This window comes from Rhodopseudomonas sp. B29 (assembly GCF_000333455.1).
Lineage (GTDB): Bacteria > Pseudomonadota > Alphaproteobacteria > Rhizobiales > Xanthobacteraceae > Rhodopseudomonas.
The window spans coordinates 1-21,701 of the sequence record NZ_BADD01000241.1; the positions used below are offsets into that span (position 1 = coordinate 1).

The following is a 21,701-nucleotide window of genomic DNA, read 5'->3' on the forward strand; positions in this document are numbered from 1 at the left end:
CGCCCGGAGCCGCGGTGATCGATGCGCGTATCGCGGCGGGACCGAGCCAGATGTCGACCTCGCGCCAGATCCTGCTGTCGCCGACCTCGCTGTCGGGCAGCCCCAACGGCATCGGCATCGGCACCAGCTTCGAGGCCGGCTATCGCTTCACGCTGGCACCCGACCTCGTGTTCAAGCCGTTCGCCGGCCTGAGCTGGCAGGGCTTCCGCCGCGACGCCTACAGCGAAAGCCAGGTGCCGATCGGCCTCGTCTATGCGGCGCGGACATACGAGAAGATGACCACCACGCTCGGCGCCGCGCTCACCTCCCGGCTTCGCACCACCGACGGCACCACGCTAATGCCGGAGCTGAAAGTCGGCTGGGGCTATGACCTGCGCGACACCACGCTGGTCAGCCAGGCTGCGCTGCTCGATCAACCCTTCCTGGTCGCCGCTGCAGACCCCGGCCGCAATGCGGCGCTGATTGGGGCCAAGATCTCCGGCTGGCGTACCGAGTCATTCCGACTGTTCGCCGCCTATAATGGCGAATTCCGCCGCAACGCCGAAAGCCATCAGGTCTCGGCGGGTGCCCGGGTTAATTGGTAAGAGCGGCCAAGCTACTCGCCGCCGCCAGTCGCCGCGGGAAGGCTTTCGCAGTCCATCGAATACACCAGCTCGTCATTGGCGGTGTGACCGATCGGCCGGCAGTCACCGATCGCGACCTCGTCCGTGCCCGGTGAGGAGGCCGTGGACGCGGCCATTCGCGTGCCCGGCATGTCACGGTCGCCGGTCATGTACACGTAGCCGATCGCAACCGCGCCGCCGGCAATCGCCAGCCGGAACGACCACACGGATATGGCATGAATGATATCGCCGACGTTCATGCGGCTCCGGTCTCCCGCGCCTGATCGCCGACGATTAAGCCTCCGGGAGTTGGGGCCGGCAATACGGCATTCGGCTATCTGGAACAGGCCGCGCCGTTGTCCATTCTCAGACGGCGCGCTTGCGCCGCTCTCAGGCGGCGATCTTGCGCTGGTCCTGCCGGCCGTTGCGCGGCAGCTGCACCATCACGACGGTGCCGGAGCCGAGTGTCGAGCGCAGACGCATCGAGCCGCCATGCAGATTGGCCAGCGATTTGGCGATGGCGAGGCCGAGGCCGGAGCCGTGATAGCTCTTGGTGAGCTGGCTCTCGACCTGCTCGAACGGCTGGCCGAGGCGGCGCAGCGACTGCGGCGCGATGCCGATGCCGGTGTCGGCGATGATCATCACGATCGAGTTCTTGAGGGTGCGGCTTCGCACCGTCACCCGGCCGCCATCGGGCGTGAACTTCACCGCGTTGGACAGCAGGTTGATCAAGATCTGCTTAACGGCGCGACGGTCGGCGACGACGGGGATGTTGTCGCCGATCTCCGAACGCAGATCGAGATGTTTGTTCTCGGCGCGACCCGACACCACTTTCAGCGACTCGCCGAGCGTCTTGGCGAGATCGAGCGGCTCCATTTCCAGCCGCATCCGCCCGGCTTCGATTTTCGACATGTCGAGGATGTCGTTGATCACCTCCAGCAGGTAGTGTCCGCTGGTCATGATGTCGTGGCAGTATTCCTGATACTTCTCCGAGCCCAGCGTGCCGAACATGCCGCTGCCCATGATCTCCGAGAAGCCGATGATGGCGTTGAGCGGCGTGCGCAGCTCGTGGCTCATATTGGCGAGGAATTTCGATTTGGTCTGGTTGGCCTCTTCGGCGCGAGTCTTTTCCAGAGCGTAGTTGCGAGCCAGTTCGGCGAGCTGGACCGCTTGCTTCTCCAGCTTGGCCTGCGACAGCTTCAGATCGGCGACGGTGGCGCGTAGGCGCAGATCGTTGTCGACCAGCTTCTGCTCGTGCGCCTTGATCCGCGTAATGTCGGTGCCGACGGCAACATAGCCGCCGTCCTTGGTGCGGCGTTCGCTGATGTGCAGCCAGCTGCCGTCGTCGAGCTGGGCCTCGAAGGTGCGGGCGCCGGGCTCGCTGCTGGAATGGTCGCTCAGCCGGGTGCGCAGCTGCGGCATCCGACCGACCTCGATGATGGTCTCGTAGGATGTGCCCGGCGCCACCGCGGTGTCGGGCAGCTTGTGCAGACGCTGGAAGTGCGAGTTGCACATCACCAGGCGATTGTCGGCGTCCCACAGCACGAAGGCTTCGGGGATGGTCTCGATGGCGTCGCGCAGCCGCAGATCGGCTTCGGCAGAGCGGGCGGCGAGGCTCTTTTGTTCGGTGACGTCGATGGCGATGCCGATCAGGTGTTTGTCGGCCCCGCCGGCCTCCTGGCTGACTTCGCAGCGCATCCGTAGCCAGATCCAGCGGCCCTGGGCGTGGCGCATCCGGAAGCTGTGGTCGAGGTGGTTGTCGTCGCCGGAGATCAGCCGGTCTGCGATCGCGAACAGATCGATGTCGTCGCTGTGCACCAGCGCGCTGACTTCGCCGAAGGTGAGCAGGTCGTTGCGATGCGGCAGGCCGAGCAGCGCAAACATCGACTCCGACCAGAAGATGCGGCCGCGCGACAGATCCCAGTCCCACAATCCGCAGCGGCCGCGGTTGAGCGCGGTGTCGATGCGGCTGCGCACAGCGTCGTTGATCAGGTCGCCTTCGCGCGCCCTGGTCGACTGCCAGTGAAACGCGAAGCCGAGGATCAGCACCACGAAGCCGGTGGTGGCGGACAGGGTCACCTGAAGGGCCGCATCGGAACGGAGCAGCGAGCCGGTGTCTTCCTGGATCACCACGACCTGGCCGGGGAGGGACTTGACGGTGTGCAGCGTCGCCAATGCCGAAGTGCCGCCGGGCAGGATCACTTCCGACACGGTGCCTTGCAGTCCGGCACGGGTCATGGCCGGCGCGGCGCTGATGACATCCAGGAAGCGATTAGCGCCGCCAGCGGCCTCGCCATTGGGCACACGGGCGAGAATCCGGCGATCGGCGCTGGTGACGATGATGTGCCGTCCGGCGACGTTGCCCCAGTCCGGCACCAGGCCGGGCAGCATCTCCTGCAGCCGTTCGAGCGAGGCGGGACGGTCCAGCCGCACCACGCCGATATGCTCGAGCCGTTCGGACAACAGGTCGGTCAGCGCGATCAGATCGCGATGCAGCGAGGCGCGTTTCTGCCTCGACTGTTCGATGATCTGCACGGCGGCGCCGAAGCAGATGGTCACCAGGAAGGCGATGATCAGTAGAGGCACCGCCCGGCGCAAGACCGGTTCAGCGGTGAGCAGCCGGTGATAGGCCGGCTTGGCAATGGAATGCGCCAATCCTTTGATGGAATCGGATTGAGCGCACGCGCCCGCTGACTGCACGCGCGCCATACACCAAGCCCCCACGGAAAGCTGCCAATCCCCGTTCGACGCGGCGTGTCGCCCCCCGCTCGAATCGAGTTCAATTTGAATCCACTTTGGACTCGCTGTCGAGAGTCAACGATTCAGCCCGGCGAAGAAATTTATCCCGGTGTCCTTTTTGACTCACCAAGTTGCGTATCGGTGAGTCCGAAACGGGAACGCTCGCCTCGCACGACTACGTAGTTTGGTCGCAGCGCGAGCGTTTCAGTCGGCGTGGGGCGGCTCGGCGTGACTGATCACGCGCTTCACGTCGGGAAACGCACGACGCAGACCGCGTTCGATTTCGTCGACCCGGTCGTGCACCGCGATGACGCTGAGTGTCGGCTCGGCATAGCAATGGAAATTGACGATCTCGCCGGCTTCGGTGTCGCGGACGCGGACATTGTGCACGTCGTGAATGGCGCCGTTGGCGGCGAGCTTGGTCAGTGCCGTGCGGATCTCGGCGACGCGTTCGGGCGAGGCGTCGTTGCCGTGGGGCATTTCCGGCTCCAGCGGCTCGATATGGGTATCGACTTCCACGTCGCTGCCGAATTCGTCGCGGATATGATGCTCGAGCGCATGTGCGATGTCGTGCGCTTCGACCAGCGGCATGTCGCCGTCGACCTCGAGGTCGATGCTGACGGTCAGCTTGTGGCCGAGATCGTGGACGGTGACGTGATGCACGGCGAGGCCGGAGTTGCGTGCGATCACCATGATGCGGTCGCGTACCGTCTCGTTGTTGCGGGCCACCGGGATCGCCGTAAACGTCAGGTCGGCGTCGTCGAAGGTGCGATCGAGCGCCTGCTGGGCGCCGCGCTTGATCTCGTCGATGCGATCGATCGGGTAGGTGCGCGGCACCTCCACCAGCGCGTCGATGAAATGCGTCGGACCGACCATGCGGGCACGCAGCCGCTCGACGCCGACGACGCCCGGCACGTCGCTGATCACCTCGCGGGCCTTTTCGGCGACACCCTCGGGCGCCTGATCGAGCAAGGTCTGAATGGTCGAACGGCCGAGGCGCAGGCCGAGGATCGAGATCATCACCGCGACGCCGATCGCGGCGGCGGCGTCGCCCCATTCGAAGCCGAAAGCCGAGAGCGTCAGGCCGGCGATGACCGCGAATGAGCCGAGCACGTCGGATGCGAAGTGCAAGGCGTCGGCGGCGAGTGCCTGGCTCTTGGTGGCAACAGCGGTCCGATGCAGCGCCCAGGCGCGCCAGAGATTGACCAGAATATCGACGCCGAGCACGCCGAACGCGAACAGCGAGAAGGTCGGCGGCGGAAGCCGAGGACGGTGAGGATGATCCAGCCGGGGCGGAAGGACGGCCGCAGCATGGGCTGGTAGCGCGCCTCGGCCGGGCCCCAACGATTGTAGTCAGCGGCGTTCATTCGATTCTCCATCGGCTGTGCCGTTGTGAATGTAAATAACATTTACATACTTGGGCCGTTCCTGAGTTTTGTCAAGCGAGGTCGGAAAACGGTCGGATGATTTTTCGCCGCAGGGTGTCGCAGGGGGCATGCGCCGTACGCCCGAACTTCGGCGACGCGTCGAAGCCTACTTCGGGGCCGGACCCCACGGGCCGGATCGCGTTGCTTCTGCTGGCTTTTCCGTCTCCGCCGCGGTCTCCGTCGAGAAGCCTAGCCCGCGCAGATAGATCAGCACCCCGGCCTCCAGCAGCTCTTCGGGCTCCATCGGCAGCTTGCGCCGGGCGCCATCGCCGCGGCCGAACAGCGCCGCGATTCCATGCGACATCGACCAGATGTGAAGAGCCATCATCAGCGCCGGCGGCCGCGCGACGCCGGGCGGGGTCAACGCCGCGAGCCGTTCGGCCGCGGCGCGGATGATGTTGAAGGCGCGCTCGGAAGCAGTCATCAGCAACGGATTCTGGTCGACCGGCACCCCGGATTCGAACATCGCCGAATAATACGCCGGCTCCGAGCGGGCGAACGCCAGATAGGCGCGGCCGACCCGCATGAAGGCGGTGACAGTGTCGGGACGGCCGTCGTCCCAGGCCTTCGCCAGCGCTTGCTCGAACAGTTCGAAACCGCGCTGGGCGATGTTCGACAGCAGCTCGTCGCGATCGCGGAAATGCCGGTAGGGCGCCGCCGGACTGACGCCGGCCATGCGGGCGGCGTCGGCGAAGGTGAAGCCGCCCGGGCCCTTCTCGGCAATCAGGCCGAGCGCCGCCTGCAGTAGCGCCTCCTTGAGATTGCCGTGATGGTAGCCGCGCTCGGCGCGGCGTTGTTCCTTGCGCCAGCTCATGTGAAGGGCTCTTACATGAGCGTGGTGTAAAGGTCACTAACCTTATGACTGGCCTGTCGGGTCAGCCGTGCCGAACCGCCGACTCGGCGCGGAGGCGCTCCTCCTGCTCGCGCAGTTCCGGCGTCAGGGCCTCGCCAAAGTCCTCGGCGGCGAAGACCTGGCGGACCTCGACCTCATTACCGGGGGCGAACGGCGCGCGCTTGATCCAGGCAATCGCGTCGTCGAGCGACGCGGCCTCGATCAGCCAGAAACCGGAAACCAGATCGCCAGTGAAAGGCCCGCGCGTCACGCTGGGCGCGCCGGTGGTGTAGTTGATCCGAGCCCCTTTCGAGCTCGGATGCAGGCCCTCGCCGGCCTGCATCAGGCCGGCCTTGACCATCTCTTCGTTGAAGGCCCCCATTGCGGTCAGCATCTCGGTGCTCGGCATCACGCCGGCTTCGCTGTCCTTGTTGGCCTTCACGATCGCCATGAAACGCATCGTGTCTCTCCCCTGCTCATCTGTCAGCGGACGTCATACGAACCACCGTAACAAGCTAACAGCAAACGTGGTCGCGGCGGCTGAGACAAACAACCGCGACCGCGTCTCGACAGAGAAACGGAACGCTGGCGCACATTACAACGACAAATTGCCGCCGCATTGATGCTTGAGCGTTGCCGCGTCGGCATTCGCGGAGTGGGGACTCCAATAGCGCGAATGCTCGGCGGGGCGTTCAGCGTATCACATCATCAGCATGGAACTGATCAGCGCGACGCTGATCAGCCGTCACGTTTGCGTCGCGCGTCGGCCAGCGTGCTCCGTGTGCGGATGGTGATGACTGCCCCGTCGTGACCACAGCAACCGGGGGAACGCCGATGAACGAAACGACCAAACTCGCGGCTTCACGTTTTCTCGCGCAATGCCTCGCTGCGGCGGCGCTGCTGATGATCGCAGCTGTGGTGTTTTATGTGAGATGAAGTGGGCGAGGCGCGCGGCTCGCTACGCCGAACACCGTGAAGACCAACGAGCTGTCCCATGCACGTCATTCCGGACGCCGCGCAGCGGCGATCCGGAATCTCGCTATTGTTAGGATAGTTTGAGACTCCGGGTTCGCTCGCCAGGCGAGCGCCCCGGAGTGACTCCAAAGAATAGATATGGCTGACCTCGGTCCGAAGCCGGCAGCTAACTATTCGTCGTGATGCTCGGATCCGACTTGAGCCGATCGTAGGTCTCTTTTTCGCCCTGGACTTCCTGCTCCGCCTGCAGCCAGAATTCCTCGTCGCGACCTTCCGGCTGCCCCTTGGCCTGCCAGATCTCCGCGGCGCGGTGGCGGATTTTCTGAGTGAGTTCGTCGTCCATTACCAGTCCTCCCGCTGTCAGGATTGAAGTGACGTCTTGCTTGTTGGAGATTGTCGTATTCCAGCTTGATGTAATCCGGATGTCAGCGACAGGTTCCTGCCTGCCTCGGCGGCGAAAATCCCGCCCACTCGTTCTGCCGACGACAGATCATTCCGAGATCACCGGTAAGAATGGAATTCGCCAGCGTCGCCCGATGTGATAACGGCTGGAGATCGCCCGCCCTCGCCTTCTCCCGACGTCACAGGATGGATCATGACTGCACCTTCGTCCAAGGTCGCTCTCGTCACCGGAGCGGCACGCGGCATCGGCCTTGCCACGGCCAAACGCTTTCTCGCCGACGGCTGGCGGGTCGCGCTGCTCGACGTCAATGACGAGGAGCTCGCCGCGACGATGCAGGCCCTGGCGCTGCCGGAGCGCACCATGGCGCTGCATTGCGACGTCAGTCACGCGGAGCAAATCTACTCCGACATCGCTGCGGTCGGCGAACGCTTCGGCCGGCTCGATGCCGTCGTCAACAACGCCGGTATCGCAGTATTCAAACCCGTGATGGACCTGACGCTGGCGGATTGGCACCGGGTAATGGAGGTCAATCTCACCGGGCCGTTCATCGTCACCCAGGCTGCGGTTCCGCTGCTGCGCGACTCCGGGGGTGGCGCCATCGTCAACGTCACCTCGATCTCGTCGGTGCGGGCCTCGACGCTGCGAGCCGCCTACGGCACCAGCAAGGCGGCGCTGGCGCATCTGACCAAGCAATGCGCGGTCGAATTGGCGTCGCTCGGCATCCGCGTCAACGGCGTCGCGCCCGGCCCGGTCGACACCGCCATGGCCAAGGCGGTGCACACGCCTGAAATCCGTGCCGATTACCGCGATGCCATTCCGCTGGCCCGCTATGGCCACGAGGAAGAGCTGGCGGAGGCGATCTTCTTCCTGGCCAGCGAGCGCGCCAGCTACATCACCGGCCAGATCCTGGCGGTCGACGGCGGCTTCGACGCCGCCGGCATCGGCCTGCCGACGCTGCGCGGCGAGCGCCGCAACGGTTAGCTGGCCCGGGCGAAGCGCCAGTCCGGCCGGACCGTGCCGGCGAGTTCGGCCGCCGCGCCCTCGACCAGTTCGAGCGCCAGCATCCGGTTCGGATCGACCGGCCCCGGCATGGTGACGCGGCCGCGCGGCAGCTTCTTGAAGCCGACGCGGCTGTAATACGGCTCGTCGCCGACCAGCAGGATCAAACCATGGCCTTGCGCCTTGGCCTCAGCGATAGCGCGATCGAGCAACGCGCGTCCGACGCTGCGCGAGCGGAACGGCGGCTCGACCGTCAGCGGCCCGAGCAGCAGCGCCGGGACCTCGCCGACCGCGATCGGCAACTGCCGCACCGAGCCGACCAGCAGCGTGCCGATCCGGGCCGTGAACGACAAATCCAGCAGATGGTCGACATGCTCACGCAGCCGATAGGCGCTGAGCACGTAACGGCCGGGCCCGAACGTGCGCTCGTGCAGCCGCTCGATGGCGACGGCGTCGTTGGGCGTCTCGGGCGCGATGGTGATGTTCAAATCGCTCATGAGGCGCGCAATAGCACCGCGGATGGGCGCGGTCCATGAGGATGCGCCCCCCAGGTGCCCTACACCCGCTCCACGACGCCTTCGCGAGCGCTGCGCGGTGGCGCGCTGCGCGGCGCATCCGCTTGCGGCTGAGCCTTCGCCGGGGTGACGCCCTTGTCGCGAGCGACGTAGAGGGTCTGCGACGGGAAGGCGAAGCCGGTGCCGACCTCGTCGACCAGCTCCATCGCGCGGAGCAGCAGCTCTTCCTGTATCTCGAGGAAGCGATCCATACTGGCTGCGTGGATGTAGGAGAAGATCTCGATCTTCAACGACGTATCGCCCAGCCCGACCATCCGCACCCGTGCTGGATCATTGTCGACATCGGGATGTGCCAGCAACATCTCGCGCAGCGCCGCAATCAGGCTGCGGATCTGCGCCGGCGTGGTCTCGTAGCGCAGGTCGAGGATCGGATGAAACCAGAACTTGTCGCGGCGTGAGTAGTTCTCGATCGACGACGACGACAATTGGCCGTTCGGCACGGTGACGAGCGTGCGATCGAGCGTGCGGATGCGCGTCGAGCGCATGCCGATGTCTTCGATGGTGCCGGTGGTGTCGCCGAAGCGGCAGAAATCGCCGACGCGCATCGGCTGGTCGGTGACCAGCGTCAGGCTGCCGACCAGATGCTCGATGGTCTTCTGCGCGCCGAGAGCGATGGCGATACCGCCGATGCCGAGAGCGGCGAGGCCGGCAGTGACGTTGTAGCCCAGCGAATTCAGCCCGGCGATCAGCGCGAACGCGATGATGACGAACTTGATACTGCGGCGCAGGAAGTTGATGGCCGACAGCATCGACAGCCGGCCACGCAGCGTCATGCGGTCGATCGCGAACGACGCCAGCGCATCGACGACGCGCCAGACGATCCACGACAGCGCGACCCAGCCGAGCAGCTCGGTCACGTTCATCATGTACTGCCGCGCCACGATCGCGACGCCCGACAGCACCATCGCGACGCGCAGCACCAGCGAGGCGAACAGCAGGCGGATCGGGAAGCCGGAGGCCATCAGCACGCGTCGAAGGCGCGAGTCCCCGGTACGCCGGCGCCAGCGGAACACCACCACCCAGATCGCGCCGGTGATCAGCCACACCGCCGCGTAGGACAGGAAGGCCAGCACCACGATGGCGGCCCAATGGCCGACCGGCGCGCCAGCGACGCGATATTCGGTGCGCAGCTCGTAAGGCAGCAGCCGGTCGACATAGCTCGACACCACGGTGCGCGACAGGTCCGGCAGGTCGGCGACGGTCTTGGCCGAGATCAGCCAGATCTTGCGGCCCTCCTTGTCGGCCACGCGCTGCGCCAGCAGATCGACATTGCCGTGATCGGTACGGACCAGGCCGATCTTCTCGAGATCGAGCGGCAGGCCGTCGTCGACATCGCCTTGCGGGTCCGAACTGAGCCGCAGCCGCGAATACACCACGCCGCCCTGATCGAGGATGCGCTGCAGCTGCTGGGCGACGCTCGGTCCCCAGGCGCCCTTCTCCTGGCTGAGATCGAGATACTGCGCGGCGCGTTCGTAGTTCTGCTCGCCGGCGGCGTCGATAAACCCGGTGATCATCCCGGCCGGGCTGTCGCGGCCGAGTGGATCGGGCGACGGCGCGGGCGGCTGGGCCGGCGTCGCGGCGCCGTTGCCATTGGCGGCGGGCGCCGGAGCCGGAACCTGTGCAAACGCCATACTGGCTGCCAGACTCGCCCACAAAACGATGAGCGAGCGGATCATCACGCGTGCCAGGATTTGTCGCATCGGACCTCTTGGGAAATATGGATTGGGGAAGGATGCCTGAATCGGCTCAATTGATGAAGGCGGGCTAATGGGCAAATGGGCCCTCAGTGTGATGCCCCGGTTGCGTGCGGTCCGGGGCGTTTACAAGCCGTCGCGCCGCTCTCCCCTCCCCCTTGCGGGGAGGGGTTGGGGGTGGGGGTCCACAAGCACTGCGCCCGTGGCCCCCTCACCCCAACCCTCTCCCCCGAGGGGAGAGGGAGCGCGCTACGTCTTGGGACCGCCGCCGGGCTCCCGCCACGTCGTAATCTTCGGCCGGCCTTGCAGGACCTCGGCGATCCTCAGCCTTGTCCCCTGGGTGGTATCATCAGGCAGGGCATCCGGCGCGAAGAAGCCGCAGGCGGCGATTTCGCGATTGGGCTCGGGCAGCCGGTCCTGGACATAGCTCCGCACCACATAGACGGCGACGTGGTCGCGCACCGAAACATGGCTGTTGAAGAACACGCCGTGCAGCTCCGGCTCGCCGGCGAGTTCGATCCGCCCTTCCTCGCGCAGCTCGCGGCGCAGCGCCTCGCCGAAGCTTTCGCCGACCTCGACGCCGCCACCTGGCAGATGCCAGCCCGCCACATAGGTATGCTTGATCAGGAACACCCGGCCGTCGCCGTCGATGACCAGGCCGCGCGCGCCGAGCGTCATGCCGCGCGCGAACCGCCAATAGAGATGAAACACGCGGCGCAGCACCGGCTCGGCTCTGGTTCGCAAGGTCTGCAGCGGGGGCAAGCGATTCGTTCCTGATCAGCGGCCGGCACCCGGAATGCTTGCGCGGCTGCGCCCGACTTGTCAAAAGCGCGGGTGTTTGAAAGCGCGGCACCGCCGACGCGAAAGAGCCGCATGACCTTCGTTCTGGCGCATCTGTCCGATCCGCATCTACCGCCGCTGCCGAAGCTGCGGCTGCGCGAGCTCGCCAGCAAGCGTATGCTCGGCACGCTCAACTGGCGGCGCAACCGGCATCTGATTCATCGCCGCGAAATTCTCGACACGCTGGTCGCGGACATCCACGCGGCGGCGCCCGACCACATCGCGGTGACCGGCGATCTCGTCAACGTCGCGCTCGAAGCCGAATTTGCACCGGCGCGGCGCTGGCTGGAAACGGTCGGGCCGCCCGATCGTGTCAGCCTCGTGCCCGGCAATCACGACGCCTATGTGCGCTCCACCGCGAAGCGCTTCGCCGAGACGTTTCCCGAGTACATCAGCGGTGACGACGGCGTGCTCGGCTTTCCCTATCTCCGCCGGCGCGACGACGTGGCGATCATCGGTGTCTCAAGCGCGGTGCCGACCGCGCCTCTGATGGCGAGCGGCCGGCTCGGCAGCACGCAGCGATCTGCGCTCGAAGCTATTCTGGAGCGATTGGCGTCGGAGCAAGTGTTTCGCATCCTGCTGATTCACCATCCGCTGCGCTCGAAGCGTCGCTACAAGAGTCTCACCGACGCGCCCGAGCTGATCGCACTGCTCGAACGCACTCCGGTCGATCTCGTGCTTCACGGCCACGACCACGTCCACGCCACCATCCGCATCGAGACGCCGAAAGTGTCGATCCCGGTGATCGGCGTGCCCTCGGCCTCCGCCTTCAACGATCACCACCGCCCGTCCGCGGCCTACAATTTGTTCGCCATCAGCCGCAGCAACACCGGCTTCCGCTGCGAACACCGCGTACGGGGATTCATGGGGAGCGAAGAGGTCGTGGAGCTGAGAGAGCCGGTGGTGTTGTAGCTGGTGGTTACAAAGCCCTATCCGCCGTCATGGCCGGGCTTGTCCCGGCCATCCACGTTCTTGCCACGGAGATAGGCCGAAGACGTGGATGCCCGGGACGAGCCCGGGCATGACGGTGGTGATTAGCAAAGCCGCGATGAGGCTCGGCGTTTGGAGGTCTTCACAAATGCCGTAGTGCTGCGAACAGCGCGAGGGCGAACAGCGCCAGCGCGCCGGCGAGGAAGCCGAGGGCGAAGAGGGCGAAGCCGCCGCGGCGGGGCTTGGCGGGCGGCAGTGGCGCTTCAGTGACCACAGGCGCGAGCGCCGGAACGGCGAGCGCGTGCTCGCGCTCGATCATGCGGCGGGCGACGTAGTCCGTGACAGCGTCGACGATCTTGGCGGCCTCGTGGGATTCGGCGATCACGATGCGGCCGTAGCGCGTATCCTGGACGAAGCGATACAGCCGCTTGTCGCGGCCCATCACCACATGGGCGACGACGTCGATCCACAGCCGCGGCGTGTCGCCCTGGCTGATGCCGCGGTCGAACAGATCGACCCCGTCGGGGATCTGGGCGAACAGCGAATCCAGCGCCTCGTTGAGGATTTCCAGCCGGGCGATCTCGGCGTCGCGCAGATCGACGACGACTCCGGTCCGGTCCGCGGCCTCGATTCGAGCCTGGCGCAACGCATCGCGCAGCCGGATCGGCTTCGCCGCAGATGTTCCGGAATTTTGCGCGTCCGCCATACCCGACCGCCTTGCCCAGAGGGCCTCGTTTCGAGGCGTTAACCTATCAGTAACCACAAGGTTCGCAAACAGCGCTTGTGGATCAAGGCTTTGCCCCCGTCTTCGCTGCGCCACGCCGGGCGCGGCCCCGGCCCACCGGGCGCCCAACGGTGCCATCGCGGCAACCCCACATCATGAGTCGTCATCCTGAGCGCCCGGCGAAGCCGGGCCTCGAAGGATGCGGCTGCACGCGAGGCGGAGGCTGCAGTGCTTGTGGCTCATCCTTCGAGGCGAGCCCTTCGGGCTCGCACCTCAGGATGACGCTGCCGGGTAGTTAGCTCAGTCGAAGAGCGCTCCGCGAGCAGATGAGTAGTCGCCCACCCCAAACGACGATGGCGGCCCCTCCGGGTTCACCGGTGAGGCCGCCAAAGTCCTTGGACGTCTTCTATCTGGTCATCCGCTCGCTTAAGAGCGGGCCGCGCGGCGCGTGCGCCGCTGCGGCTGTGCCATCAGGCCGGGGTGACGGCCCGGTTCGGCTCCTCGACGATCGAGAACCGCACGCCGGCGCGGTGGCGATTCTCTTCCGAGAGAGTCTTCCAGGCTTCTTCGGCTTCCTGGCGCGTCTTGAAGGGACCCTTCACCTGGGCCGATCCTTCGACGAGCTTGTGGAAGTTCATCGAGCCGAACTCGCCACCGATCACCCAGAAGTTGCTGCCCGTTGTCATGGTCCTTCTCCTTTTTTGTTTGCTTAGCTGAACTGATTCATCGTGTTGTGCTCGCCGCCCGCCTTCAAGGCGGCTTCGCCGGCGAAGTATTCCTTGTGGTCGTCGCCGATATTGGAGCCGGCCATGTCCTGGTGCTTGACGCAGGCGATGCCCTGACGGATCTCCTGGCGCTGCACGTTCTTGACGTAGCCCAGCATGCCCTGGTCGCCGAAATACTCGCGAGCGAGGTTGTCGGTCGACAGCGCAGCCGTGTGATAGGTCGGCAGCGTGATCAGGTGATGGAAGATGCCGGCGCGCTTGGCCGAATCCGCCTGGAAGGTGCGGATGCGGGCATCGGCTTCGATCGCCAGCGGAGTTTCGTCGTACTCCGCCTTCATCAGCTCGGCGCGATTGTACTTGGACACGTCCTTACCTTCTTCCTTCCAGGCATCGTAGACCTGCCAGCGGAAGTTCAGCGTCCAGTTGAACGACGGCGAGTTGTTGTAGGCCAGCTTGGCATTCGGCACGACTTCGCGGATGCGATCGACCATCGAGGCGATCTGCTCGATATGCGGCTTCTCGGTTTCGATCCACAGCAGGTCGGCGCCGTTCTGCAGCGAGGTGATGCAGTCCAGCACGCAGCGGTCCGCGCCGGTGCCCGGACGGAACTGGTACAGGTTGCTCGGCAGACGCTTCGGACGCAGCAGCTTGCCGTTGCGGCTGATGATGACGTCGCCGTTGCCGATCTTGGTGGCGTCGACTTCCTCGCAATCCAGGAAGCTGTTGTACTGGTCGCCGATGTCACCCGGCTGATGGCTGACCGCGATCTGCTGGGTCAGGCCGGCGCCGAGCGAGTCGGTGCGGGTGACGATGATGCCGTCTTCCACGCCCATCTCGAGGAAGGCGTGACGCAGCGCGCGCACCTTGGCGATGAACACGTCGTGCGGCACGGTGACCTTGCCGTCCTGGTGGCCGCACTGCTTCTCGTCCGACACCTGGTTCTCGATCTGCAGCGCGCAGGCGCCCGCTTCGATCATCTTCTTGGCGAGCAGATAGGTCGCCTCGGCATTGCCGAAGCCGGCGTCGATGTCGGCAATGATCGGCACGACATGGGTCTGGAAGTTGTCGATCTGGTCGATGATCGTCGTTTCCTTGGCCTTGTCACCGGCCTTCCGCGCCGCGTCGAGCTGGCGGAACAGGTCGTTGAGCTCGCGCGAGTCGGCCTGGCGCAGGAAGGTGTAGATCTCTTCGATCAGCGCCGGCACCGAGGTCTTCTCGTGCATCGACTGGTCGGGCAGCGGGCCGAATTCGGAACGCAGCGCCGCGATCATCCAGCCCGACAGGTAGATGTAGCGACGGTCGGTGCGGCCACCGCCGTGCTTCTTGATCGAGATCAGCTTCTGCTGGGCGATGAAGCCGTGCCAGCAGCCGAGCGACTGGGTGTACTTGGTCGGGTCGGCGTCATACGCCGCCATGTCGGCACGCATCTGCGCCGCGGTGTAGCGGGCGATGTCGAGACCGGTCTTGAAACGGTTCTGCAGGCGCATGCGGGCCACGGCCTCGGCGGTAACGCCGTTCCAGGTCGGCTTGTCCTTGAGCAGGGCTTCGGCGGCTTCGAGCTCGCTCTGGTAGGAGCTCGGACCGTGGATGGCGCTGATGCCGCGAGGCTGGAAGTTCATGGTCATGATCCCTTCGGTACGAATTCTCCGCTGCGCTCGGTCGAATTTTTCGACATTCGTGACAATGCGCCGCGGAACGTGCCGCCAGATAAACGCGAGATCGCCGAAAACGTACAGACCTCTTGCGAACGAATGGTGATGTCATGTAACAATCATACTTGTCACAAAAGTCGATTTGTAACAATTGTAAAAATCAGGATGTCGGCGGCAGCCTGGAGGACACTGAATTGGCTGGAGATTCCCAGAAAAAGCTGTTCGTCGGTCCGCGCTTCCGCCGGATTCGGCAGCAGCTTGGCCTGTCGCAGACCCAGATTGCCGAGGGACTCGGCATTTCACCGAGCTATGTCAACCTGATCGAGCGAAACCAGCGGCCGGTCACCGCGCAAATCCTACTGCGGCTGGCAGAGACTTACGACCTCGACCTTCGCGATCTGGCGACCGCCGACGAGGACCGGTTCTTCGCCGAACTCAACGAGATCTTCTCCGATCCGCTGTTCCGGCAGATCGACCTGCCAAAGCAGGAACTGCGCGATCTCGCCGAATTGTGCCCGGACGTGCACCCACTCGCTGCAGCGGCTGTATGCCGCCTACACCGAGGCGCGGCGCGGCGAGACGATGGTGGCGGCGCAGATGGCCGACCGCGAGCAGATCCGCTACGAGGCCAACCCGATCGAGCGGGTCCGCGACCTGATCGAGGCCAACCGCAACTACTTCCCAGAACTGGAGCAGGCCGCCGAGGCGATGCGCGACGAGCTCAATGTCGGCTCGCAGGAGGTCTACGGGGCCTTGGCCGAGCGGCTACGCGAGCGGCACTCGATCACCACGCGGGTGATGCCGGTCGACGTCATGCGCGAGACGCTGCGCCGGTTCGATCGTCATCGCCGCCAGCTCCTGATCTCGGAGTTGGTCGATGGTCCCGGCCGCGCCTTCCAGATCGCGTTCCAGACCGGCCTGTCCGAGCACGGCGGCGTCATCGACGCCATCGTGCATCGCACCGGTGCACTGGATGAGGCGGCGCGGCGGCTGTTCCGGATCACGCTGGGTAATTATTTCGCCGCCGCGGTGATGATGCCGTATGGCGCATTTCACAGCGCCGCCGAGCAGCTCAGCTACGACGTCAACGTGCTGGCGCAGCGCTTCAACGCCGGCTTCGAGCAGGTCTGCCACCGCCTCACCACGCTGCAGCGGCCGAACGCCCGCGGCGTGCCGTTCTTCCTGCTACGCGTCGACAACGCCGGCAACGTTTCCAAGCGATTCTCGTCCGGCACCTTCCCGTTTTCGAAGTTCGGCGGCACCTGCCCGCTGTGGAACGTGCACTCGACCTTCGACACGCCGGACCGCTTGCTCAAGCAGGTGATCGAACTGCCGGACGGCAGCCGCTACTTCTCGATCGCCCAAATGGTCCGACGCCCGGTGGCGCCACATCCGCAGCCGCAACCACGCTTCGCCATCGGTTTGGGATGCGAAATCCGCCACGCGGCGAAACTGATCTACGCCGCCGGCATGGACCTGGAGAAGGCCGAAGGCACCCCCATCGGCGTCAACTGCCGCCTCTGCGAACGCGAAAATTGCCCGCAAAGGGCGGAGCCGCCGATCACGCGGACGCTGATCCTGGATGAGAATACGCGACGGGCGAGCAGCTTTGCGTTTTCGAACGCACGCGAATTGTAAGACGTCTCCACCAGTGTTTCGTCATGCCCGGGCTCGTCCCGGGCATCCACGACTGCAGCCGAAAATCGCGAGGAAGTACGTGGATGGCCCGGACAAGCACGGCCATGACGGGTATTTTTCGCGAGACCGCTCAACATCGTCATTGCGAGGAGCGCAGCTTCGCTTCGCTCGCAATGACGGAGCCAGGCCGGGCCTTGACCCGGCGATCCATCCACACAACAGTCTGCTCGCTTTTGATTTGATGAATGGCCGGATCAAGTCCGGCCATGACGGCTGTGAGGATGGCGATGCTGCGGTTCGATTCGGTGGTTTGGAAGATCTGCGTCGTCGGCAAAGCGATGCGCGTCGCCGCAGCCGGTGTGGCGATTACCGCAGCGCTGACCGCCGCCCCCGCCCTCGCCCAGTCCGGCGCTTCGTGCCATGGCGGACAGAGCTTTGGGCAGTTCCTCAACGGCCTCAAGCAACAAGCAGTGGCTGCCGGCGTATCGCAGCGGGCGCTGGCGGAAGCGGGACCGTCGCTGATCTACGACCAGGGCATCGTCAATCGCGATCGTGGGCAGCGCGTGTTCGGGCAGATCTTCACCGAATTCGCCGCGCGCATGGCAGCGAACTATCGGATGCAACAGGGGCAGGCCAAGATCAGGCAATACGCGCAGGCGTTCGCGCGCGCCGAGAAGCAATACGGCGTGCCGCCCGAAGTGATCGCGGCGTTCTGGGGCCTCGAGAGCGACTTCGGCGCCAATATGGGCAATCTGCCGACGCTGCGCTCGCTTGTGTCGCTGGCCTATGACTGCCGCCGCTCGGAGATGTTCCAGAACGAGACCATCGCGGCGCTGAAGATCGTCGATCGCGGCGACCTGACGCCCAGCGAGATGATCGGCTCGTGGGCCGGCGAACTCGGCCAGACGCAATTTCTGCCGACGCATTACTTCAACTACGCGGTCGACTACGACGGCGACGGCCGCCGCGACCTGCTGCACAGCGCGCCCGACGTGATCGGCTCTACCGCCAACTACATCGCCACCGGGTTGAAATGGCGGCGGGGTGAGCCATGGCTGCAGGAGGTGCGGCTGGCGCCGAGCAACCTGCCATGGGACCAGGCCGACCTCACCATCAAGCATCCACGCAGCCAATGGGCGAAGTGGGGCGTGACTTACGCCGACGGCCGCCCGCTGCCGAACGACGACATGCCGGCGTCGCTGCTGCTGCCGATGGGCCGCACCGGGCCGGCCTTCCTGGCCTATGCGAATTTCGCCGCCTACACCGAATGGAATAACTCGCTGATCTATTCGACCACCGCGGCCTATCTGGCGACTCGCATCGGCGGCGCGGCGCCAATGCGCAAGCCCGCCGGCCCGGTGGCGCAACTGCCGCACGAGCAGCTCAAGGAATTGCAACGCCTGTTGGTGCGCGCCGGCTTTGATGTCGGCAAGGTCGATGGCGTGCTCGGCCAGCAGACCCGCACCGCCGTCAAGGCGATGCAGATCAAATACGGTTTGCCCGCCGACTCCTGGCCGACCGCCGAGCTCTTGGTGAAGATGGGCGGCAATGCCGCACCGGCAGCGCCGAGTGCTTCGGCCGAACCGCATTTCCGCCCGATGCCGGCACCCGGCATCACGCCCGCCGAGCCACGCAAGCACAAACGCGCGCCACTGCCGCCGCAGCAATAACCATCAAAAAATCTTACCCATCCGCCCCGTTTGCAGTTTCACAAACTTGCTCTAGGGTCGCGCGCAATGACAACCGGGAGGACCAACGTGCGTCATTTGTCCCTGATTGCTGCCGCCGCGCTGGCGCTGACGACCACCGCGTCGTTCGCGGCCGACGATATCAAGATCGCGCTGATCGCCGGCAAGACCGGCCCGCTCGAAGCCTACGCCAAGCAGACCGAAACCGGGCTGATGATGGGCCTGGAATACGCCACCAAGGGCACGATGATGCTCGATGGCCGCAAGATCGTGGTCATCACCAAGGACGATCAGAGCAAGCCCGACCTGTCGAAGGCGGCGCTGTCCGAAGCCTATCAGGACGACAATGCCGACATCGCGATCGGCACCACCTCGTCGGCCGCGGCGCTGGCCGACCTGCCGGTCGCCGAAGAGAACAAGAAGATCCTGATCGTCGAGCCGGCGGTCGCCGACCAGATCACCGGCGAGAAGTGGAATCGCTACATCTTCCGCACCGGCCGCAACTCGTCGCAGGACGCGATCTCCAACGCGGTCGCGATCGGCAAGCCGGGCGTCACCGTCGCGACGCTGGCGCAGGACTACGCGTTCGGCCGTGACGGCGTCGCCGCCTTCAAGGAAGCGCTGGCCAAGACCGGCGCGACGCTGGCGGCTGAGGAATACGTTCCGACCACCACCACCGACTTCACCGCGGTCGGCCAGCGGCTGTTCGATGCGCTCAAGGACAAGCCCGGCCGCAAGATCATCTGGGTGGTGTGGGCCGGCGGCGGCGATCCGCTGACCAAGCTGCAGGACATGGACCCGAAGCGCTACGGCGTTGAGCTGTCGACCGGCGGCAACATCCTGCCGGCGCTGGCTGCCTACAAGCGTCTGCCGGGCATGGAAGGGGCGACCTATTATTACTACGACATCCCCAAGAACCCGATCAACGACTGGCTGGTGAAGGAGCACGAGAAGCGCTTCAGCGCGCCGCCGGACTTCTTCACCGCCGGCGGCTTCTCGGCCGCGATGGCGGTCGTCACCGCCATTCAGAAGGCTAAGTCGACCGACACCGAGAAGCTGATCAGCGCCATGGAAGGCATGGAGTTCGACACGCCCAAGGGCAAGATGGTGTTCCGCAAGGAAGACCATCAGGCGCTGCAGAGCATGTACCACTTCAAGGTCAAGGTCGATCCGGCGCTGGCCTGGGCCGTGCTCGAACCGGTGCGCGAACTCAAGATCGAGGACATGCAGATCCCGATCCGGAATAAGAGGTAGTCGGGCGCACTGCCGTCACCATCGTCATTCCGGGGCGCGCGTCAGCGCGAGCCCGGAATCCATAACCACCGCCGGGAGTATGGATTCCGGGCCTGCGCCCAAGAGGGCGCATCCCGGAATGACAAACTCTAAGGCTGCGACGAGCTTGCCAAGCCGAACGCCATGACCACCCTCGAAACCCAATCCCTCACCATCAGGTTCGGCGGCCATGTGGCCGTCAACGAGGTGAGCTGTGCGTTTCGGCCGGGAGAGCTGACGGCGATCGTCGGGCCGAACGGTGCCGGCAAGACGACGTACTTCAACCTGATCTCAGGGCAGCTGCGTCCGTCTGCCGGGCGCATCCTGTTCGACAATCAGGACATCACCAAGCTGAGCGCGCCGCTGCGCACCCGCGCCGGACTCGGCCGGGCGTTTCAGCTCACCAACCTGTTTCCCAATCTCAGCGTCGAAGAAAATGTCCGCCTCGCCGTGCAGGCGCATTCAGGCACGCATTACGACATGCTGCGGCCGTGGATGAAGCGCCGCGATCTGATCGAGCGCGCCGACGCGATCCTCGACAGCGTCGCGCTCGGCGCCCGCCGCAGCGCGGCCGCTACTGCACTGTCGCACGGCGACCAGCGCAAGCTCGAAGTCGCGCTGATGATGGCGCTGGAGCCGAAGGTCTACATGTTCGACGAGCCGACCGCCGGCATGAGCGTCGACGAGGTCCCGGTGGTGCTCGATCTGATCGCACGGCTGAAGACCGATCCCACCAAAATTATCCTGCTCGTCGAGCACAAGATGGACGTGGTCCGCTCGCTGGCCGATCGCATCATCGTGCTGCATCACGGACGCCTCGTCGCCGACGGCAAGCCCGCCGAAGTCATCGCCTCCCCGATCGTGCAAGAGGCGTATCTGGGGATCGCGCCTGGAAAGAGCGCGGCGTGAGGGGGATGCAGTGATGCAAATGCCGATCGCCTCCATGTTGGTCGAACGCTCGCCGCTTGCGCCGATGCGCTCCCTCTCCCGCTTGCGGGAGAGGGTTGGGGTGAGGGGGCCACGAGGATGGCATCCCGTTGTGGACCCCCACCCCCGACCCCTCCCCGCAAGGGGGAGGGGAGAATGAGCAATCTGCTTACGCTCGAAGGCGTGCACACGAATATCGGCCGCTACCACATCCTGCAGGGCGTCGATTTCGCCGTGCCGCAAGCTCAGACGACGATGCTGCTCGGGCGCAATGGCGCCGGCAAGACGACGACGCTGCGCACCATCATGGGGCTGTGGAGCGCGTCGCAGGGCACCATCACGCTGGCCGGCCAGCGCATCGACGCGCTGGCGACGCCCGATATCGCGCGGCTCGGCATCGGCTACGTGCCGGAGAGCATGGCAGTGTTCTCGGATCTCACCGTGAAGGAAAACCTGGTCCTGGCGGCGCGCGACGGCGAGATCGACACCGCGCGGCTCGACTGGATCTTCGGCTTCTTCCCGGCGCTGCGGAAATTCTGGCTGTCGCGCGCCGGCTCGCTGTCGGGCGGGCAGAAGCAGATGCTGTCCATTGCCCGCGCCATCATCGAGCAGCGCAAGCTCTTGTTGATCGATGAGCCGACCAAGGGCCTGGCGCCAGCGATCATCGGCGCGCTGATCGAGTGCTTCGCCGAACTCAAGCGCGGCGGCGCCACCATTCTCCTCGTCGAGCAGAATTTCCACGTCGCCCAACAGATCGGCGACAGCGTGGTGGTGATGGACAACGGCACGATCGTGCACGCGGGGAGCATGGCGGCGCTCGCTGCCGACGTGCCGCTGCAGGAGCGCCTGCTCGGCCTCAGCCTGGAGTCGCATCAGTGATGTCGCGCACCGCCCTCTCACCGTCATTGCGAGCGCAGCGAAGCAATCCAGCGCCGAGCGCGGAGCTGGATTGCTTCGTCGCTTCGCTCCTCGCAATGACGAGGAAGGTCACTGCGAGCTCGATAAGGGCGAAGGTTTAACTCATGACCGACGTTCCCGCCCCTTCCGCGTCCGATCCGC

At 65.3% G+C, this 21,701-nt stretch carries 18 protein-coding genes and 2 pseudogenes; 8 read left to right on the forward strand and 12 right to left on the reverse strand.

The genetic code is table 11. The annotated features are described in order from the left end of the window. A partial coding sequence (locus tag I5M_RS08585; protein WP_031335905.1) for an autotransporter outer membrane beta-barrel domain-containing protein occupies positions 1-584 on the forward strand: 584 nt, incomplete at its 5' end. Between the two features lie 11 nt (positions 585-595). On the opposite strand, the gene I5M_RS08590 is transcribed toward I5M_RS08585, so the two are convergent. The 6 genes and pseudogenes from I5M_RS08590 to I5M_RS31295 form a co-directional block, all read right to left on the reverse strand. Beyond that, positions 596-862 carry a hypothetical protein gene (locus I5M_RS08590; protein WP_022721021.1) on the reverse strand — a complete coding sequence of 89 codons (267 nt, stop codon included), beginning with the start codon at positions 860-862 and terminating at the stop codon, positions 596-598. 130 nt (positions 863-992) lie between these two features. Continuing rightward, on the reverse strand, positions 993-3,311 hold the full coding sequence (locus tag I5M_RS08595) for a PAS domain-containing sensor histidine kinase (protein WP_022721022.1): 2,319 nt from the start codon (positions 3,309-3,311) through the stop codon (positions 993-995). Positions 3,312-3,545: 234 nt separating this feature from the next. Beyond that, a pseudogene (locus I5M_RS08600) lies at positions 3,546-4,601 on the reverse strand (cation diffusion facilitator family transporter); the annotation flags it as partial. 273 nt (positions 4,602-4,874) lie between these two features. Next, positions 4,875-5,582: a TetR/AcrR family transcriptional regulator gene (locus I5M_RS08605; protein WP_022721024.1), complete on the reverse strand. Its 708-nt coding sequence runs from the start codon at positions 5,580-5,582 to the stop codon at positions 4,875-4,877. 61 nt (positions 5,583-5,643) lie between these two features. Further along, a complete protein-coding gene (locus tag I5M_RS08610) occupies positions 5,644-6,060 on the reverse strand; it encodes a YciI family protein (protein WP_022721025.1) in 417 nt (138 codons plus the stop codon). A 681-nt stretch (positions 6,061-6,741) separates the two neighbouring features. Next, positions 6,742-6,918: a DUF2934 domain-containing protein gene (locus tag I5M_RS31295; protein ID WP_022721027.1), complete on the reverse strand. Its 177-nt coding sequence runs from the start codon at positions 6,916-6,918 to the stop codon at positions 6,742-6,744. A gap of 252 nt (positions 6,919-7,170) precedes the next feature. Between I5M_RS31295 and I5M_RS08620 the strand changes: the two genes are divergently transcribed. Beyond that, positions 7,171-7,959: an SDR family NAD(P)-dependent oxidoreductase gene (locus I5M_RS08620; RefSeq protein WP_022721028.1), complete on the forward strand. Its 789-nt coding sequence runs from the start codon at positions 7,171-7,173 to the stop codon at positions 7,957-7,959. On the opposite strand, the gene I5M_RS08625 is transcribed toward I5M_RS08620, so the two are convergent. The 3 genes from I5M_RS08625 to I5M_RS08635 form a co-directional block, all read right to left on the reverse strand. Next, on the reverse strand, positions 7,956-8,474 hold the full coding sequence (locus tag I5M_RS08625) for a GNAT family N-acetyltransferase (RefSeq protein WP_022721029.1): 519 nt from the start codon (positions 8,472-8,474) through the stop codon (positions 7,956-7,958). The two genes, I5M_RS08620 and I5M_RS08625, sit on opposite strands and share 4 nt — an antisense overlap. Before the next feature lie 59 nt (positions 8,475-8,533). Continuing rightward, positions 8,534-10,183: a mechanosensitive ion channel family protein gene (locus I5M_RS08630; RefSeq protein WP_244431958.1), complete on the reverse strand. Its 1,650-nt coding sequence runs from the start codon at positions 10,181-10,183 to the stop codon at positions 8,534-8,536. 312 nt (positions 10,184-10,495) lie between these two features. Further along, positions 10,496-11,008, reverse strand: a complete 513-nt coding sequence (locus tag I5M_RS08635; protein ID WP_031335908.1) for an NUDIX domain-containing protein — start codon at positions 11,006-11,008, stop codon at positions 10,496-10,498. A 111-nt stretch (positions 11,009-11,119) separates the two neighbouring features. Here I5M_RS08635 and I5M_RS08640 point away from each other — a divergent pair, with 111 nt between their 5' ends. Continuing rightward, positions 11,120-11,998, forward strand: coding sequence for a metallophosphoesterase (locus tag I5M_RS08640; protein ID WP_022721032.1), 879 nt, complete (start codon positions 11,120-11,122; stop codon positions 11,996-11,998). 160 nt (positions 11,999-12,158) lie between these two features. On the opposite strand, the gene I5M_RS08645 is transcribed toward I5M_RS08640, so the two are convergent. The 3 genes from I5M_RS08645 to I5M_RS08655 all read right to left on the reverse strand — a co-directional run bounded on the left by I5M_RS08645 (position 12,159) and on the right by I5M_RS08655 (position 15,084). Further along, positions 12,159-12,722 (reverse strand): hypothetical protein, encoded by a 564-nt coding sequence (locus I5M_RS08645; RefSeq protein ID WP_022721033.1) that lies wholly within the window; start codon positions 12,720-12,722, stop codon positions 12,159-12,161. A 488-nt stretch (positions 12,723-13,210) separates the two neighbouring features. Further along, the gene (locus tag I5M_RS08650; RefSeq protein ID WP_022721034.1) at positions 13,211-13,426 is read right to left on the reverse strand and encodes a hypothetical protein; all 216 of its coding nucleotides are present in this window, start codon (positions 13,424-13,426) and stop codon (positions 13,211-13,213) included. A 23-nt stretch (positions 13,427-13,449) separates the two neighbouring features. Beyond that, entirely contained in the window at positions 13,450-15,084 is a 1,635-nt protein-coding gene (locus I5M_RS08655) for an isocitrate lyase (protein ID WP_031335909.1), read from the reverse strand. 227 nt (positions 15,085-15,311) lie between these two features. Here I5M_RS08655 and I5M_RS29380 point away from each other — a divergent pair. From I5M_RS29380 to I5M_RS08685, 5 genes and pseudogenes are all read left to right on the forward strand, one after another. Next, a pseudogene (locus I5M_RS29380) lies at positions 15,312-16,755 on the forward strand (short-chain fatty acyl-CoA regulator family protein). A 338-nt stretch (positions 16,756-17,093) separates the two neighbouring features. Then, a complete protein-coding gene (locus tag I5M_RS08670) occupies positions 17,094-18,425 on the forward strand; it encodes a lytic murein transglycosylase (RefSeq protein ID WP_040771622.1) in 1,332 nt (443 codons plus the stop codon). An 87-nt stretch (positions 18,426-18,512) separates the two neighbouring features. After that, the gene (locus I5M_RS08675) at positions 18,513-19,697 is read left to right on the forward strand and encodes a substrate-binding domain-containing protein (protein WP_031335913.1); all 1,185 of its coding nucleotides are present in this window, start codon (positions 18,513-18,515) and stop codon (positions 19,695-19,697) included. 162 nt (positions 19,698-19,859) lie between these two features. Continuing rightward, positions 19,860-20,624: an ABC transporter ATP-binding protein gene (locus I5M_RS08680; RefSeq protein ID WP_022721039.1), complete on the forward strand. Its 765-nt coding sequence runs from the start codon at positions 19,860-19,862 to the stop codon at positions 20,622-20,624. A gap of 174 nt (positions 20,625-20,798) precedes the next feature. Continuing rightward, positions 20,799-21,521 carry an ABC transporter ATP-binding protein gene (locus I5M_RS08685; RefSeq protein ID WP_022721040.1) on the forward strand — a complete coding sequence of 241 codons (723 nt, stop codon included), beginning with the start codon at positions 20,799-20,801 and terminating at the stop codon, positions 21,519-21,521. Positions 21,522-21,701 lie beyond the last annotated feature (180 nt).